Origin of the sequence: uncultured Psychroserpens sp. (assembly GCF_947503375.1) — a bacterium.
Lineage (GTDB): Bacteria > Bacteroidota > Bacteroidia > Flavobacteriales > Flavobacteriaceae > Psychroserpens.
Genome location: NZ_CANNDQ010000001.1, coordinates 113,587 through 131,318 on the forward strand (window position 1 = coordinate 113,587; position 17,732 = coordinate 131,318).

At 33.4% G+C, this 17,732-nt stretch carries 14 protein-coding genes; 6 read left to right on the top strand and 8 right to left on the bottom strand.

Annotation, left to right across the window (positions count from 1 at the left end; genetic code table 11):
• Nucleotides 1-735 (bottom strand): LytTR family DNA-binding domain-containing protein, encoded by a 735-nt coding sequence (locus tag Q0876_RS00480; protein WP_299222935.1) that lies wholly within the window; start codon nucleotides 733-735, stop codon nucleotides 1-3.
• Between the two features lie 702 nt (nucleotides 736-1,437).
• Between Q0876_RS00480 and Q0876_RS00485 the strand changes: the two genes are divergently transcribed.
• Together Q0876_RS00485 and Q0876_RS00490 are read left to right on the top strand one after the other, a co-directional pair.
• Nucleotides 1,438-2,418 carry a ribonucleotide-diphosphate reductase subunit beta gene (locus Q0876_RS00485; RefSeq protein WP_299222937.1) on the top strand — a complete coding sequence of 327 codons (981 nt, stop codon included), beginning with the start codon at nucleotides 1,438-1,440 and terminating at the stop codon, nucleotides 2,416-2,418.
• Nucleotides 2,419-2,599: 181 nt separating this feature from the next.
• Entirely contained in the window at nucleotides 2,600-5,071 is a 2,472-nt protein-coding gene (locus Q0876_RS00490) for a ribonucleoside-diphosphate reductase subunit alpha (RefSeq protein ID WP_299222939.1), read from the top strand.
• Between the two features lie 51 nt (nucleotides 5,072-5,122).
• On the opposite strand, the gene Q0876_RS00495 is transcribed toward Q0876_RS00490, so the two are convergent.
• Nucleotides 5,123-5,848 (bottom strand): DUF6503 family protein, encoded by a 726-nt coding sequence (locus Q0876_RS00495; RefSeq protein ID WP_299222941.1) that lies wholly within the window; start codon nucleotides 5,846-5,848, stop codon nucleotides 5,123-5,125.
• A 40-nt stretch (nucleotides 5,849-5,888) separates the two neighbouring features.
• Nucleotides 5,889-8,189, bottom strand: a complete 2,301-nt coding sequence (locus Q0876_RS00500) for an inorganic phosphate transporter (protein WP_299222944.1) — start codon at nucleotides 8,187-8,189, stop codon at nucleotides 5,889-5,891.
• A 292-nt stretch (nucleotides 8,190-8,481) separates the two neighbouring features.
• Between Q0876_RS00500 and Q0876_RS00505 the strand changes: the two genes are divergently transcribed.
• Entirely contained in the window at nucleotides 8,482-8,838 is a 357-nt protein-coding gene (locus Q0876_RS00505; RefSeq protein ID WP_299222946.1) for a nicotinic acid mononucleotide adenyltransferase, read from the top strand.
• A 71-nt stretch (nucleotides 8,839-8,909) separates the two neighbouring features.
• Here the strand turns inward: Q0876_RS00505 and Q0876_RS00510 are convergent, their stop codons facing one another.
• Nucleotides 8,910-10,103 carry a multidrug transporter gene (locus Q0876_RS00510; protein WP_299222948.1) on the bottom strand — a complete coding sequence of 398 codons (1,194 nt, stop codon included), beginning with the start codon at nucleotides 10,101-10,103 and terminating at the stop codon, nucleotides 8,910-8,912.
• Nucleotides 10,104-10,153: 50 nt separating this feature from the next.
• Nucleotides 10,154-12,973, bottom strand: coding sequence for a TonB-dependent receptor (locus tag Q0876_RS00515; RefSeq protein ID WP_299222950.1), 2,820 nt, complete (start codon nucleotides 12,971-12,973; stop codon nucleotides 10,154-10,156).
• 178 nt (nucleotides 12,974-13,151) lie between these two features.
• On the opposite strand from Q0876_RS00515, the gene Q0876_RS00520 reads away from it, so the two are divergent.
• Together Q0876_RS00520 and Q0876_RS00525 are read left to right on the top strand one after the other, a co-directional pair.
• Complete coding sequence (locus tag Q0876_RS00520) at nucleotides 13,152-14,495, top strand: deoxyguanosinetriphosphate triphosphohydrolase (protein ID WP_299222952.1); 1,344 nt, start codon at nucleotides 13,152-13,154, stop codon at nucleotides 14,493-14,495.
• A gap of 232 nt (nucleotides 14,496-14,727) precedes the next feature.
• Nucleotides 14,728-14,901 (top strand): hypothetical protein, encoded by a 174-nt coding sequence (locus Q0876_RS00525; RefSeq protein WP_299222954.1) that lies wholly within the window; start codon nucleotides 14,728-14,730, stop codon nucleotides 14,899-14,901.
• On the opposite strand, the gene dxs is transcribed toward Q0876_RS00525, so the two are convergent.
• Entirely contained in the window at nucleotides 14,876-16,654 is a 1,779-nt protein-coding gene (gene dxs / locus Q0876_RS00530) for a 1-deoxy-D-xylulose-5-phosphate synthase (RefSeq protein ID WP_299222956.1), read from the bottom strand. The two genes, Q0876_RS00525 and dxs, sit on opposite strands and share 26 nt — an antisense overlap.
• A gap of 56 nt (nucleotides 16,655-16,710) precedes the next feature.
• On the opposite strand from dxs, the gene Q0876_RS00535 reads away from it, so the two are divergent.
• The gene (locus Q0876_RS00535) at nucleotides 16,711-17,160 is read left to right on the top strand and encodes a nucleoside deaminase (protein WP_299222958.1); all 450 of its coding nucleotides are present in this window, start codon (nucleotides 16,711-16,713) and stop codon (nucleotides 17,158-17,160) included.
• Nucleotides 17,161-17,212: 52 nt separating this feature from the next.
• On the opposite strand, the gene Q0876_RS00540 is transcribed toward Q0876_RS00535, so the two are convergent.
• Entirely contained in the window at nucleotides 17,213-17,404 is a 192-nt protein-coding gene (locus Q0876_RS00540; protein WP_262733285.1) for a cold-shock protein, read from the bottom strand.
• Nucleotides 17,405-17,495: 91 nt separating this feature from the next.
• A complete protein-coding gene (locus Q0876_RS00545) occupies nucleotides 17,496-17,732 on the bottom strand; it encodes a hypothetical protein (RefSeq protein ID WP_299222963.1) in 237 nt (78 codons plus the stop codon).

The window sequence follows — 17,732 nt, forward strand, 5'->3', positions numbered from 1 at the left end:
CTACAACTTCTCTAAAAAGTCTGATTTACGTTGTCTAGCAACTGGGATTTTATGGTTAGATTGCATCACAACATACCCTTCACTTTTTATAAATTCTTTGATCTTATTAAGATTAACTATATATGAATTATGAATTCTAAAAAAATAATGCTTAGGCAAAATTTCGTCTACCTCTTTTAATTTTTTAGTAATCACAATTTTGGGAGCATCTTGCAAAATTATAGTACTATAGTTCCCATCTGATTCAACATATAAAATATCGTCTATATTTAAGAAAATGAGTTTCCCATCACTATTGATTGTAATTCTCTGTTTGTCAAATTTACCATTGAAGTTTGTAAGTACCTCTTCAATTTTAGAAACATTAAGCATTCTAAAACTATGCTTTTTAATTTTTTGAATGGTTGCATCGAGGTCATCAGAATCTATTGGTTTTAATAAATAATCTATAGCTTCATGCTTTAATGCTTTTATTGCATACTCATCATAAGCTGTAGTGATAACAACCGCAAACTCCTTTTTCGATAACCTTTCAAGGAACTGGAACCCATCCATGGTAGGCATTTGAATGTCTAAAAACAAGCAATCTGGTGTATTAGAATTAAGGTATAATATAGCCTCCTCAGGATTAGAGAAGGTCTCAACAACCTCAATATCGTTACTAAAGTTGGAAAGCTCCCAAGACAGACTTTGAATTGCCTTTGGCTCATCATCAACAATTACTGCTTTTATCATAATATCAAATATATGACTTTATGCAACATGTTATTTATAATATGTATAGTTAGCATTCTTTTGTGTATGTAATGTTTGAAATAGGGTGTTATAGGTTGCTATAAATTTAGTTATACCAGTTATACAATTTTTCATACCAACCATACATATTCAAATTATTCCTTTGTTAAATTTATTCATCTTTGAATAGAAATTAAGGAGAAAATTAATTTTAATAGACATAAAAATAGAGTGATCGTGGGGATTCACTATTTGATTAAATGCTATTAATCAAAAAGTCAAGGTTAGCCTTGGCTTTTTATCTTACTTAGATTTTCATTTTTTAATACTATTAGCTTAGTCTATAGTTTTAGTTAATTATTAGGGGGAAAAGAGAGCTGTTGACGCTCTCTTTTTTTTGTTTAAATACAACTTCATATTTGGGACATGTCTTCCTTAGCAAAACCCTATATTAAACGCTTATTTAACAAGATAATACTTACGAAATCTGTTTAAACAGAAAATATATATATAACTGATTTTCAATTGTTTAAAAATATTTTTAACAATTCTTTAGTTTTTTTGCTAATTCTCTAATTGTTAAAAACTTGTTGAAAAGCTTTCGAGAAAAATCGCGAAATATCTCAGACATTTTTAAATCTTTGCTAGTCCTAAATCACACTAAAATTTTCTCTAATTTTTTTAATTAAAAAAACAATTAATATGTCACAAACTGTAGAACCAATATTGCAAGAAAACAAAGATAGATTTGTAATTTTCCCCATTAAACATCACGATATCTGGGAATGGTATAAGAAATCAGAAGCCTCTTTTTGGACTGCAGAAGAAATAGACTTACACCAAGATCTTACAGATTGGGCTACAAAATTAAATGACGACGAACGCTATTTCATAAAACATATTTTGGCATTCTTCGCTGCAAGTGATGGTATTGTGAATGAAAATTTAGCAGAAAATTTTGTTAATGAAGTACAGTACAGTGAAGCGAAATTTTTCTACGGTTTTCAAATTATGATGGAAAACATTCATAGTGAAACATATTCATTATTAATTGATACCTATGTTAAAGATGAGAAGGAAAAAAACATTCTTTTCCAAGCTATTGAAAATTTTCCAGCGATTAAGAAAAAAGCAGATTGGGCATTAAAATGGATAGAATCTCCAAGTTTTGCAGAGCGATTAATCGCGTTTGCCGCTGTTGAAGGTATTTTCTTTTCAGGAGCATTTTGTTCTATCTTTTGGTTAAAGAAAAGAGGTTTAATGCCTGGATTGACATTCTCCAACGAATTAATCTCTAGAGACGAAGGTGTACATTGTGACTTTGCTGTGCACTTACATCAAAAACATTTGATCAACAAAGTTCCTAAAGAACGTATAAGAGAAATTCTTATAGATGCATTAGATATAGAACGTGAGTTTATTACAGAATCATTACCAATTAGCTTAATTGGAATGAATGCAAAATTAATGTCTCAATATTTAGAGTTTGTAACAGATCGACTATTAAGTGAATTAGGTTGTGATAAAGAATATAATACTGCCAATCCGTTTGATTTCATGGACATGATTTCATTACAAGGGAAAACAAATTTCTTTGAAAAACGTGTTTCAGAATATCAAAAAGCAGGTGTGCTTAACAAAGAAGAAGAAAAAGATAAATTCAGTTTTGACGCTGATTTTTAAACTATAATTAATCCTAAAAGATTTTAAGTACCAAGTATCCTGAAGCAACATCAGGAGATAAAATACTCAGCTTAAAATCAAAAACCAACTTTCTAGATTTTAGTATCCTAGCTAAAATTTAGGCTAACTAATAATCCCTTTCTGGAGCGGTGTACTTCAGAAACTAAAAAATGTGTAAACTATGTATGTATTAAAAAGAGATGGAAGAAAAGAGCCAATGATGTTTGACAAGATTACTTCCAGAGTAAGAAAACTATGTTATGGCTTAAATGAATTAGTAGACCCTGTAAAAGTTGCCATGCGAGTTATAGAAGGCTTGTACGATGGTGTAACTACCAGCGAACTTGATAATCTAGCCGCCGAGATTGCTGCAACTATGACTACTGCTCACCCAGATTACGCACGTTTAGCTGCTCGTATTTCTGTCTCAAACTTACATAAGAATACCAAAAAAACCTTTAGCGAGGTAATGCACGACCTGTACACTTATGTTAATCCCAGAACAGGTAAAAAAGCGCCTTTATTGTCTGATGAAGTCTATAAAGTTATCATGGATAATAAAGAGAAATTAGACTCTACAATTATCTATAATAGAGATTTTGGTTACGACTACTTCGGTTTCAAAACCTTAGAACGCTCGTACCTTTTGAAACTAAATGGCGAAATTGCTGAACGTCCGCAACACATGCTTATGAGAGTTTCTGTTGGTATCCATTTAAACGATTTGGACGCAGCTATCGAAACTTATGAGTTAATGTCTAAGAAGTATTTTACACACGCTACACCAACGCTTTTTAATGCAGGTACACCAAAACCACAAATGTCATCTTGCTTTCTTTTAACAATGAAGGAAGACAGTATAGACGGCATCTACGATACATTAAAACAAACAGCTAAGATTTCTCAATCTGCTGGAGGAATAGGTTTAGCAATGCACAATATTAGAGCCACAGGAAGTTATATTGCTGGAACAAACGGAACATCTAACGGAATTGTACCAATGCTGAAAGTGTTCAACGACACAGCGCGTTATGTAGACCAAGGTGGTGGGAAACGTAAGGGAAGTTTTGCCATGTATCTTGAAACTTGGCATGCCGACATTTTTGATTTCTTAGACTTAAAAAAGAACCATGGTAAAGAAGAAATGCGTGCTCGTGATTTATTTTATGCAATGTGGATTTCAGATTTATTCATGAAACGTGTTCAAGAAGATGGGCAATGGACACTCATGTGCCCAAACGAATGTCCTGGTTTACCTGAATCTCATAGTGAAGAGTTTGAAGCGTTATACACCAAATACGAAGCAGAAGGCAAGGGTCGTAAAACCATTAAAGCACGCGAACTTTGGGAAAAAATATTAGAATCTCAAATTGAAACTGGTACACCATACATGCTATATAAAGATGCTGCCAATCGTAAATCTAATCAGAAGAACTTAGGAACTATTCGTTCATCAAACTTATGTACTGAAATCTTAGAGTACACCTCTCCTGATGAAGTTGCGGTTTGTAATTTAGCATCAATTGCTTTACCAATGTTTGTTAAAAATGGTACGTTTGATCATAAAGAATTGTTTAAGATCACAAAACGTGTGACGAAAAACTTAAACCGTGTAATTGACAGAAATTACTATCCGGTTATTGAAGCACAAAATTCTAATTTCCGTCATAGACCAGTAGGATTAGGTGTTCAAGGATTAGCAGATACGTTCATCAACTTGCGTTTGCCATTTACAAGTGATGAGGCAAAACAATTGAATCAGGAGATTTTTGAAACCTTATATTTTGCTGCAGTAACAGCAAGTATGGAAGAAGCAAAAGCTGATGGTGCCTATGAAACATACGAAGGCTCACCAATAAGTCAAGGTGAATTCCAACATAACCTTTGGGGCATTAAAGATGAAGAATTAAGTGGTCGTTGGGATTGGGCTAAATTGAGAAAAGATGTAAAAAAACACGGTGTTCGTAACTCATTATTAGTTGCGCCTATGCCTACAGCATCTACTTCTCAAATTTTAGGTAATAACGAATGCTTTGAGCCTTATACCTCAAACATCTATACACGTCGTGTGCTATCTGGAGAATTTATTGTTGTAAACAAGCATTTATTAGAAGACCTTGTAGAATTAGGTCTTTGGAACGAAAACTTGAAACAAGATATCATGAGAGCTAATGGCTCTATCCAGAATATCGACATCATACCTCAAGACATTAAAGAACTGTATAAAACCGTTTGGGAATTGAGCATGAAAGATATCATAGACATGTCTCGCCAAAGAGGTTACTTTATTGACCAATCACAATCACTTAACCTATTTATGGAAGGTGCTACGATGGCTAAATTAACATCTATGCATTTCTATGCCTGGAAAAGTGGCTTAAAAACTGGTATGTATTACCTAAGAACTAAGAGTGCAGTAGATGCCATTAAGTTTACGCTTGATACCAAGAAAAAAGAAGAACCTGTTGCTGAAGTTGTTGAAGTAGATGACACAGCTGTAATAGAAAAGCAACAACAAAAAGCAGCTAAAACTGCTGCTAAATTTGCACAACAAACAACCGAAGTAGAACCAATGACTGCTGAAGAAATGAAGGCTTTAATTGCTCAAGCTAAAGAAGCCGAAGGCGACGACTGTTTAATGTGTGGTTCATAACCATCATAAGTGTTATATTAAAAAAGCACCTCAATATTGAGGTGCTTTTTTTTATTGCCTTAATGTATCTGTACCTAAATAAGCATTATCCTTATTATAATACCAAGCTCTTATTTTTGGCATTTTTATACCGTTGATAACTTCAACTTCTGAAAGTAAAATATACTCTCCACTATCGTGTTTAACCTTACCTTTTTCATCTGTTTTAAAAAATTGGTAGACTTCAAGAGCAAACGTTTTTGGGTCAAAATAAAAGTACCATACATCACTACCAACGGTCTCATCATAAGTAGCTTTTAACACTAGATACACTTTGCCTTTAAAAGACTTACGCTCTACTTTATCATGTATAATAGTGCCTTTATCATTGAGTTTCATTGGTAATCCATAGAGGTATGTATAATAGTTTTTATATAAGTTAGCACGATCACAACTTAGGTTATTTGAAAACAACTCAGCTTTACTCAAATCTGTCTTACCGTTCAATGCAATTGTACAATGGCTTTTATCTAAGATGTATTGAGTAGTAACAGTATCTTTTACTGCTTCTACACTAAAATACTCACTCAGAAGATTGATTTGGATATGACTTACCCGTTTGGTATCATTGGGTGTTTGCATAGTAACATAAAACTCTCCATTGAATGTATCCCATTTTTGATTTGGATCGTGATAAGCAATCACTTTTTCTAACAATTCAGAACCTGTTATGGTTTGAGCTGCTGAATAATTTAAAGCCGCTGAAATTAAAAGGATTAAAAAAAGATGTTTGTACATGTCTGTGTTTTAGCGTGAAGATACAAAAACAAATAACGCACTACTCCTCTTCCTTTATATCTGTTTGGGTTACATCAGGAATAGTTGCTGGCTCAACATTGCTGTCGTGAGCACTATGATACTCTTCTAGAAGATTCATCGTCGCTGTTAACAAATCTTTGGTCTCTAACAATAAACTGAAATATAATGTTGTATTCTTTGGGCTAGATTCTTCCGTTCTGGTGCGCTCAACCTGTTTTTGTATTTTTTCAGTTACCATTTGAAGCACTTTTTTCTTGTCGTTTAAAACAAGTCCTATGTCTTGAAAAGAGTTCGCATCAAAAGCTGTTTTTGTATCATTGAACATCGTTTCCATGACCTCATCGATTTCTTTTAACTCTTTAATTTGACTGAATTTCAACTTCTTATGGTTATTATTGATATGCTTATAACTCACATTAGATATATAGTCTAGTGACTGTGTCATATCTTGAAGGTAGCCAAGAATATTAATGTAAAAATTACTTGCTGAAACACTTGGTTCTTCAAGGTTCTTTATGAAATAAAAGATATTATCTCGCAGATCATCTATTTCAGTAGACAACTTTTCTATATTCTTTTTATTCTTTTTAAGCAGTTTCAAATTCTGTGTAGCCAATCCATTGATAGCACTAGTATAAATTTTATTTCCTCGCTTTATTACATTAGAAATATTACTAGCACTTTCTAAAATAACACCTTGTATTGAACTACTCTCTGCCTTCTGTAAGCTGTCTGCTTCTTTCTGAACCTTCGATTTTTTACGATGGCTCAGGTAGTTCTTAATCAGTAATACCATTGCTAAAACTAAAAGTCCTGTAAGCGCATAACCTCTTCCATAGTATAAAATTAAAGCCATAATAGCTGCAGCTACAAAGGCACTTAAGGCAGTGAAAAACCAACCACCAATAACATTTAAAACACCAGCAACTCGGTACACAGCACTTTCACTTCCCCAAGCTCTATCTGCTAGAGAAGTTCCCATAGCTACCATAAACGTAACATAAGTCGTAGACAGAGGTAACTTCATTGATGTTGCAATAGAAATCAATACACTAGCTACCATCAAATTTACAGCAGCTCGAACCAAATCAAAAGCTGGTAGGTCTTCTGTTTTGGTAATTGCTAAATTAGGTTCTGGTTCTTGAAATTGTTTTTCAATATAGGCTTTTGATGACTTTGGTAACATTTGATTAAACCCTTCTGAGGCCAACATGCTTATTCTAACTATTCCTCTGGATAAAAAGTTAGGCTCAAAGCGTTCTTTCACATTATCTTGCCTAGATAAATCTACAGATGTCTTTACAACCGCTTTAGCTTTACTTGAAAACCACAAGGTCAATACCATAATTAATCCTGCAACTAACAGTAAATAGGGTTGTGTCTGTACAGCTTCAGATAAACGCTTCATACTATACTGTGAAGCTAATTCACCACTAGCAGCCCAATCAGTAAAGGCATTATAAGCAGCAATTGGCACGCCAATAAAGTTAACCAGATCATTACCAGCAAAGGCTACAGCAAGCGCAAATGTACCAATAATGATAATGATTGTGTAGATATTATGCTTTGTGAAATTGATAACAATGTATGAGATAACTGTAAATATGATAAAACTAATTGCTATAAGTTCTAGTGGGTTGTTAGCAATTAGAGCTTTAAAATCACCACTCATAAATGTAGCATTCTTTATCCCTTTGATCAATATAAAATATAAAATAGAAGTTACTGCAACTCCACTAAAAACAGCACCAAACCAAGCTGGTTTACTTTCAAAACGAAAACTTAAAAGCAATCTAGAAAAGAACTGAATTATAGCACCTACAGTAAAGGCAATCACCACAGAAAGCAGTATACCAAGTATAATCTCTATGGCTTTTTCATTGTTTATATACTTTCCAAGATCTAAAATACTTTGTGATTCGCTTGAATAAATCTTTAGTGCTGCAACACAAACAGAAGCGCCAAGTAATTCAAAAACTATTGAAACAGTTGTAGAAGTAGGTAGCCCTAAAGTATTGAAAAAATCAAGCAACAGAATATCAGTAATCATTACAGCCATGAAAATGATCATAATTTCATCAAATACAAATTCACCCGGATTAAAAATACCCTTTCGAGCGACTTCCATCATACCACTAGAAGACATAGCGCCTAAGGCAACACCTAAACTAGCAACAATTATAATAGTTTTGAATGAAACTGCCTTAGAACCTATAGCTGAGTTCAAAAAATTTACCGCATCATTACTTACTCCAACTACAAGGTCTGCAATTGCTAAAAATGCAAGAGCGACAAGCATGTAGATGTATAGATTTTCCATATAGAATTAAAAAAATTAACGATAACAAATTTCATATTTTAAATTGAGCGCAATGTTATCTAAATGTTATGTTCTATATGAACTTTGTACTTATTTTATGAATTTTAAGGTGGTTGAGCTATCATTTTTATTAGCAATGTTAACCCATTTCTTAATTCTAATACATATTTATGTCACTGAATAACAATTGTTTACAAATTCAATGTTAATTTAATGTTATGTAAATGTTTGAATATTGTAAACTTTTATATATATTTGTTATGTAATTATTAATCAAAATCCCAGATTCGAGATGAAAAATATATGTATCCTAGCAATAATGTTAATCACAGCAGTTTCTTTTGCTCAAAATGAAAGAAGCTTAGAATTAAATAAAGCCACAGATTTAATCGATGTTGTTTACTACCACGATAATGGAGAAGTAAGTCAAACCGGCAGTTATACCAAAGATGGCAAATTACATGGTGAATGGTTGAGTTTTAGTGAGCAAGGAACTAAAATTGTTTCTGCTAAATATAATAATGGCAAAAAAGTAGGTAAGTGGTTTTACTGGAATGGAAACTCTTTAACTGAAGTTGATTACAGTAATAATGAGATTGCTAGTGTTAATCAATGGACAAGCACTGAAAGTTTAGCTTCGAGTAATTAAATTACTCTTAATTTATATAATAAAAAAAGCATCCAATGTTGGATGCTTTTTTTATTATATGTTTCTAGAAATTATTGATTGTTTGTCCAACCTGCTCCCCAAGTTGCAAAATCTGTTCCTGTAGCATTGGCAGCATCACCAAGTATCACATCACCTTCTGTAATTGCATTTTCTAAACCATTACCAGTATAAGGCGTACCAACTGAGGCAGAGAAAGAAACATCTGTTAATGATAGGTTTCCATCAACAACACCTTGACTCGTTGCGCTTCCTGGTTCGTCATCTTCAATAACAACACCTCTTCCAAAATTATCAATAACTACATTAGAAAAAATACCTCTAGTACCCGCTCTTAATCGAAGCGCACGACCAGAATCACCATCGCCAATAACAGTTACATTAGTTACGGTTGGCATAGAGAAATAACCACCTTCGTTAGAAAAGTCAGTATTAAATCCGTCACACTCGAAACCACTATCGTGGTCTGTTCCAGAATTTTGTACTACATAAACATCTGTTAACGATCCTGTGTAACCTTCAGTCCAGTCGATAGAATCATCTTCAGCATCAGTTACTACAATATGACTTGCATTTACTGTTCCACCGAAAAATTCAAATCCGTCATCAGACCCTTTATACACTTGTACAAAATCAATTTCTGTTTGACTTCCAATTGCATATAAGGACACACCATTTAATTCTGCATTACCATCAATTGCACCACCAGCATACTCAACTCTTACATATCTTAAAGTACCCGAATCATCATCAGCTACATTACCGCCATAAGACAAACCGCCTACTTCTGTAGTTGCGGTATCATTAGAACCATTTGCTGTTGAATTTATTGGCGCATAACCACACATTACAATTCCTCCCCAATCTCCTGAAGATGGATTATTTGCATTAGAAGTAAAAACAATAGGGTTTGATGATGTTCCAATTGCTTGAATTTTAGCCCCTGGCAAAATCGCTATATATGCGTTTACTCCTACTGGTTCCGCTTTAATAATCATTCCCGCTGGAACATTAAGTGAAGTTCCTGCTGCCATTAAAACTGGCCCTGTTATTACATATTCTTCACTAGACAATAAATTTAAATCAGCAGTATAAACTCCTGCTAATGGAATAGCGCCTGGATTTGTTGTACTACCTCCATTGTTTGTTACACTATTGTCATTGATAATAATGTCTGATGTATCATCGCTTTCGCAACCCATAAAGATAAAAGCAAAAGCAAGTAAGTAAAATAAATTGGTTTTCATCGTTTTAAAATTTAAGTATTAAGTTCTGTAATTATATATTTATTTTAAGATTAAAATTTGTATTTGAGTGACATCCCTAGGTTGATTCCTATTTTATATTCACTTATTGTAATATCGCCACTACCTGTTCCTTCTCTTACCAATGAAATGTCTGGGTCTAATAAATTTCTTGCAGAAAAACTAAGGTCTAAGTTTTCAGTGATAGGACTCTTCCAAACGAAATCTAACGTTGGAACGCCTTTCTCAACTATGTTTCCTAAACTACCCGAACCAATAGAGTAAATTCTATCTGAAAAATAAGAAGCAACCAAAGTCGCTGTAGGCTTATAATTTTTAATGGTAGGACTGTAAGATACATCTGTATTAAACACCCATTTTGAAGCGCCTTCTAATTCTTCGGTCTCTCTATCAAATGCAGTACCAAACGTGCCTGAAATATCTTCTAGATCTTGCTCTGTAAACGTATATGATCCATTGAACCCAAAACCTAAAATTGGCTTTCCGTCTTCATCAACAGTTATATTTTTGCGTAATTCTAATTCTAAACCATATACATCTGCTTTTTCTCCAGTTCTAAAATAACGTTGAGTACCTGTTGCGTCAGCAGCAACAACTCTATTGATAGGATCGTTAATACGTTTTGCAAAAGCACCTAAGGACACAACTTCTCCTTGCTCTAAAAACCATTCGTATTTTAGGTCTAAATTGTAGATTTCAGAATAGGTTGGACCATTACCATCTGCGCCACCTAATAGATCTGGGTTACCACCATATCGCACAGTTACATCTTCATAAACAAATGGTGCAACTTCTTTAAATTCAGGCAAAGATGCAGTTTTACTTAATGCCAATCTCAAGTTAGAATCTTCAGTCAAGGCATATTTAATGTTCAAACTTGGTAAGAATAAATTTTCATAAACATCTCTGAATCCTGGGTCATCTTGTCTAATGTTAATTACATCATAGGTTATATCTTGTTGGAAAGATTCTAGTCTAAGCCCTGGAACAATTAACCACTTCTCTCCTAATGTGATTTCTGCATTAATATAACCTGCATGAATATTTAACTGTCCGTTATAGATATTTTCAGGTAAGCCAGGTCTATTTGTGTTTCCAATAGCGTTATTGATTGGATTTAAAACAGACAAGTTGTACAAACCTGATCCATCAGGAATATTAAGGTTACTTACATCAAAAATCGTATTGAAGTTATTTACATCTAAAATAGGTGTAGCGTCTCTATTTACAATATCATAACCATATCTGATACTAGAAAAGCTTCTTTCTTTTGTTCTACCGTTATAGCCAAAATTGATTTTTACCTTTTCTGTAAGCGTATGCTCTAGATTAATAAAGCTATTATACTCATCGTCTTCAATGTTTTGGAAAAAACGCTGGTTATCAAAAGGAATATTGGTATAAAAAACTGGATTTGTATTTGGATCACTATCTAAAGCAAACTGATAGTTTTCTAAACTGATACGCTTTCTATCTGGCTCATCTGAGAATACTTTATTGTAACCAATTCCCCAATCTAGTTCCCATTTTTCATTTGTTGATCTATGATTTCCTAAAAATTGATTTACATGTACGCGATCTTGGTTGAATTGCACGTTCATTGTATAGAAACCAATATCTCTTGGATCTACACTAGCAATACCATCTCTATTGAATCCTTCCCCTTGTGTACCATAATAGCCAACCTCATCACTTGAGCTATTAATGAACAAAGAGCTATAGGTGATCTTATTATAATTATCTATTTTAAAAATAGCGTTCAATAATGCTGTTGTTGTTGTAGAATATTGATATTCTTCAACGTTAGGGAAATCTACTTTTAAGACATTCGTAAAATCTCTAGCAACGCCTTCTCTGTATTGAGAGCCATTAGAAAAACTCGCTGTTGCAAAAAGACTTAATCGTGTATCTTCATCAAAACTGTAAGAGTAACCTCCTTCAACAGCTCCATTAAAATTAATCTGGCCGTCAAACTCTTGCGGATCGACACCATGAGATAAGACTACAGCAAAAGGATTGTTGTCATACCTGTTGTAAAATCCAAAAAAACTTGGCCCTTCACTTCTAACAAAATCTTCACCAATAGCATTAATATTAACACCAGAACCTAAACTAATATTAAAAAAGCCATCTCCTGTATATTCTTTAGAGTTTATATTTACATTTCCAGCAGCAAAATCACCATAAAATGAAGGGGTATATGCTTTGCTAACAGAAATGTTTTCAATAATATCTGTTGAAAATAAATCTAAGTCAATATTCTTCTTGTTAACATCTGTAGAAGGAAGTGATAGATTATTCATCGTCGTATTTTGATACCTATCTCCTAAACCTCTTACATACACATTACTTGATCCACTCTGTTTAGAAATACCTGATATTTTAGATACAGCTTCACCTGCGTCTCCAACACCTTTTCTTGATAATTCTTCAGCACCAATACTCTGTTTTATCTCAACAGCCTTCTTTTGATCTAATAATAAGGCAGCTTCACTTTCTTTTCGAGTGGTAGTTGTAATGACTACTTCATCAAGTGAAGCAGCACTAGCTCCCATAGTAACATTTACTTCTGTAACCTTTCCTGCTACAACTTCTACCGAAATTTCTTGAGTTTCATAACCTACAAAGCTATATACTAAAACGTAGCTCCCTGGAGCAAGCTCATCAAAACCATATAACCCATCAATATCAGAGGTCGTCCCCATTGTAGTGCCTTTAATTAATATATTACCAAAAGCTAAAGGTTCGTTATTGTATTCTTTATCAATTAATTTTCCTACTATAGACCCAGTTCCTTGGCTATAAACGAAAGATGTAAAAAACAATATAATTAATAATGTGAGTGTTCTCATTAGTTGATTAAATTTATTGCTGCAAAGAAACCCTCATAGTGTAAAGTCAAGGTTAATATGAAGTTAAACCTAAGTGATAAAAAAGTTATCTCAATGTTACCTGTTCGGTATTTTTTTGTGATATAGAAACAATAATTTAACATTGAAATGCTATCTTGCACAGGCTTAAACTTTTACTATGATTTGGGAACAATTACTATCGTTAAAACGCTTTGGAGACACGCATAAAAGACTACGAAAAGAACAGGATGAAACCCGTTTAGGGTTTGAAGTAGACTACGATAGAGTTATTTTTTCTTCAGAATTTAGAAGCCTACAAGATAAGACTCAAGTGATTCCTTTATCTGAAACAGATTTTGTTCATACACGTCTTACTCATAGCTTAGAAGTGAGTGTTGTTGGTAGATCTCTAGGACGAAAAGTTGGTCAAAAATTATTAGAAAAATACCCACATCTAAAAGACACATTAGGTTATCGTGCTAATGATTTTGGAACCATTGTTGCAGCAGCAGCTTTGGCTCATGACATTGGAAATCCGCCTTTTGGACATAGTGGTGAAAAAGCTATTGGAGAGTTTTTTAAAACAGGAAATGGCAAACAATTCAAAAGCCAATTAACTGATAAACAGTATCAAGACCTTTGTGATTTTGAAGGTAACGCTAATGGGTTTAAAATTCTAACGGAAAGTAGACATGGTAGAGAAGGAGGACTACGACTTAGCTATGCTACTCTTGGAGCATTCATGAAGTATCCAAAAGAATCCTTGCCAAAAAAACCTACAACTCACATTGCAGATAAAAAATATGGCTTCTTTCAGAGCGAAAAAGAAGTGTTTATTGATATTGCCAAAGAATTAGGGCTAATAAAACGCGGAAATATTAAAGATTTAAGTTTTTGCAGACATCCTTTGGCTTATCTTGTTGAAGCTGCTGATGACATCTGTTACACGATTATTGATTTTGAAGACGGTATAAATCTTGGACTTATTCAAGAAGAATATGCGCTTGAATATTTAATAAATTTAGTGAGAGATACAATAGATATAAATAAATACAATTTACTATCTAATACTCAAGATAGAGTAAGTTATTTAAGGGCTTTAGCCATAAATACGTTAATCAATGAAGCTGTAGAACTATTTATGACGCATGAAGCTGATATTTTAGAAGGTTCATTTTCAAAAGCGCTTTTAGATAATAGCAAATATGAGGCTCAAATAAAAGACATCATAAAATTAAGCATTGAGAATATCTACCAATCAAAAGATGTGATTGATAAAGAAATTGCTGGTTTCAAAGTGATTAACGAACTACTAAACATCTTTACAGCATCTATTTCAAATAACTTTCTAGGTGAATTATCAAATTTTGACCGATTAGTATTGAAAGTTTTACCTAAAAGTTTAGATATAAACAAGAATACGTTATATGAGAACTTATTAGCTAGTTGTTTTTATGTCTCTAAGTTATCTGACAAGAATGCCATTTTAACATATAACAAGTTTAAAGGAAACCTCTTGTAAAAAATAAAAACTATAAAAAATTATAGTTTTAACACTAAACTTGTTAATATTAGTGTTAATAATTTTTCTTAAATTAAAGAAAACTTCATCAAATAAACATCACTTTTGTGAACGAAGAAAGATAAGGAAACTCCAACAACTCTTTTTTATTTAATGCATTTCATCGATTAAATTTGTGTTTAATCGCTATTTAAGTATATTTGTTATAACCATAATCTAAAAGCCTACCGTAATGAAGAAAAATATCTTAGGTGCACTAGTTATCTTTTTTGTGACTCTAGCTTTCTTGCTAATGATAGATGATATCACCAACAGTAAAACACCTGAATATCAAAATACTGTTGAAGTCTATGAAGCTGATGAACAGCCTGATATGGCTACTACTGATCTAGAGAACGAAGAATAGCTCTTATTTTTTCACTTATACTTAACACATCCAATTTTAAGGATTCTTGCAATTCGGTTTTTGAGCCATGCTCAATAAATACATCAGATATTCCCAAAGTTTCAATGGTACTTAAATAATTGTACTTAGAAGCAAACTCTAATATCGCAGTTCCGAAACCTCCAATTTGTACGCCATCTTCAAGAGTAACAATATATGAATGCGTTTTGAATATTTCATGCAACAAAGCTAGATCCAATGGTTTTATGAATCGCATATCGTAATGTGAAATAGCTTCCGAATGATTCAATTCAGAAATAGCTTCTGTAATATCATTGGCTACAGTACCAACAGTTAAAACCGCTAAAGCATGTCCTTTTTGTAACTGAACCCCTTTTCCAATCTCGATTTTTGAAAACGGTTGTTTCCAGTCTAAAATATGTCCTCTACCTCTTGGGTAACGTATGGCAATAGGCTTGTTGAGATTTAGCTGAGCTGTGAACATGATATTTCGCAGTTCAATTTCATTTCTAGGTGCAAAAATGATCAAATTCGGAACACATCTTAAATAAGCCAAATCAAAAACGCCATGATGTGTTGCACCATCTTCGCCAACTAATCCAGCACGATCCAAACAAAAAATAACAGGAAGATTTTGTAATGCGACATCATGAATAACTTGATCATAAGCGCGCTGTAAAAAAGTAGAATAAATATTACAAAATGGGATTAATCCTTGTGTCGCCATTCCTGCAGCTAAAGTTACAGCATGTTGCTCTGCAATACCTACATCAAAAGCACGCTCTGGAATTTGCTCCATCATAAACTTTAAAGAACTACCTGTAGGCATTGCTGGTGTAATACCAACGATACGTTTATTTTTCTTAGCTAATTCAACAAGAGTTACTCCAAAAACATCTTGAAATTTAGGCGCTTGATCGCTAACATTCTTTGGGATTATATCACCTGTAACCGAATCAAATTTTCCAGGAGCGTGATATTTAACCTGGTCAGCTTCAGCTTGTTTTAAACCTTTTCCCTTAGTAGTAATTACGTGTAAGAATTTAGGTCCTTTAACCGTCTTTAATCGTTTTAATTCTGAAATTAGAGCAGATAAATCATGACCATCAATTGGACCTGAATAATCAAAATTAAGCGCTTCAAAGATGTTATCTTGCTTTTCTTTTCCTTTTTTAACATTGGTCAAATACTGTTTCAATGCTCCTACACTTGGATCAATACCAATAGCATTGTCATTTAAAATAACTAGTAGATTTGCATCAGTAACACCTGCATGATTCAACCCTTCAAAAGCCATTCCGCTAGCAATAGAAGCATCACCGATAACAGCAATATGATGTTTATCTTCGTCATTTAGTTGCGATGCAATAGCCATTCCTAAAGCTGCAGATATAGAGGTTGATGAATGGCCTACACCAAACGTATCGTAAGTACTTTCTGCTCGTTTTGGAAATCCACTTACACCACCAAGTTGCCTATTTGTATGAAAAATAGTTTTTCGCCCAGTTATAATTTTATGACCATAGGCTTGATGACCTACATCCCAAACTAAAAGGTCTTCTGGTGTATTAAACACATAATGCAACGCAAGAGTTAACTCTACAACACCTAAACTTGCCCCTAAATGTCCTTCTTTAGTGGCCACAATATTAATAATAAACTCACGCAACTCTTGGGCAAGTTGAAGTAGTTGGTCTTGATCTAGTTGTCTTAGATCTGATGGTAAGTTGATATGGTCTAACAAATTTTTCATTCAGTTACAAATGTAGCATTTGAAATTGTATTTTTGATTACTAATCATTGGTCTTAATGGAAAATCCTTTTAACGATTCTTATTTTATGAAAAAAGCCTTGCTAGAGGCTGAAGATGCTTTTGAAAAAGGAGAAGTCCCAGTTGGTGCTGTAATTGTTATTAATGACCGCATTATCGCTAGAGCACATAATTTAACTGAATTGTTAAACGATGTCACTGCGCATGCAGAAATGCAAGCTATTACTGCTGCTGCAAATTTTTTAGGAGGTAAATATCTAACCAACTGCACATTATATGTCACTTTAGAACCTTGTCAGATGTGTGCAGGCGCCTTATACTGGAGTCAGATTTCTAAAATTGTGTATGGTGCTAAAGATGAAAAACGTGGTTGCACAGCATTGGGAACAAAGTTGCATCCAAAAACTGAAATGATCGGTGGCATATTAGCTGACGAAGCCTCTCAGCTGATGAAGCGATTTTTTATTGAAAAGCGAAATTTGAATTAAAAAAAACGCCTAACAAAAGTTAGGCGTTGAAACTGTAATAAAAGTATATCTCTTAGAGAACTTGCACGTTAGCGGCAACCATCCCCTTTCTTCCTTCTTCTTCTGTGTACTCTACATTATCGCCTTCACGTAACTCCACACCATTAAGGTTTGATACGTGTACGAAAATGTCTTTTCCTGTTTCGTCGTTGGTAATGAATCCAAATCCTTTTGAATCATTGAAAAATTTAACTGTTCCAGTCATTGTAAAAAAAATAAATATTATTAAGCCACAAAGGTACGTTATATAATGATGTGATGTGTTAATTAATTGTAATATTTTAAATTATTGATAATCAGTATTTTTTAGATTTCTGACTTTCTCGCATTTTGTCTAGGTTTTCTTTAGTTAACATATAGTCTTTTACATTTTTGTCTTTCCATCTATAATATGCAAACATTGGAAAGGCAACCAGAAAAAGTCCCAAGACACCAAAGCCAATTAATTTTTCGGAGTACTCAACTTCTAAAACAAAGCCACATATAATACTTGCAAAAGCTGCTATAAAGCATATAAGAATAATATATTTCAT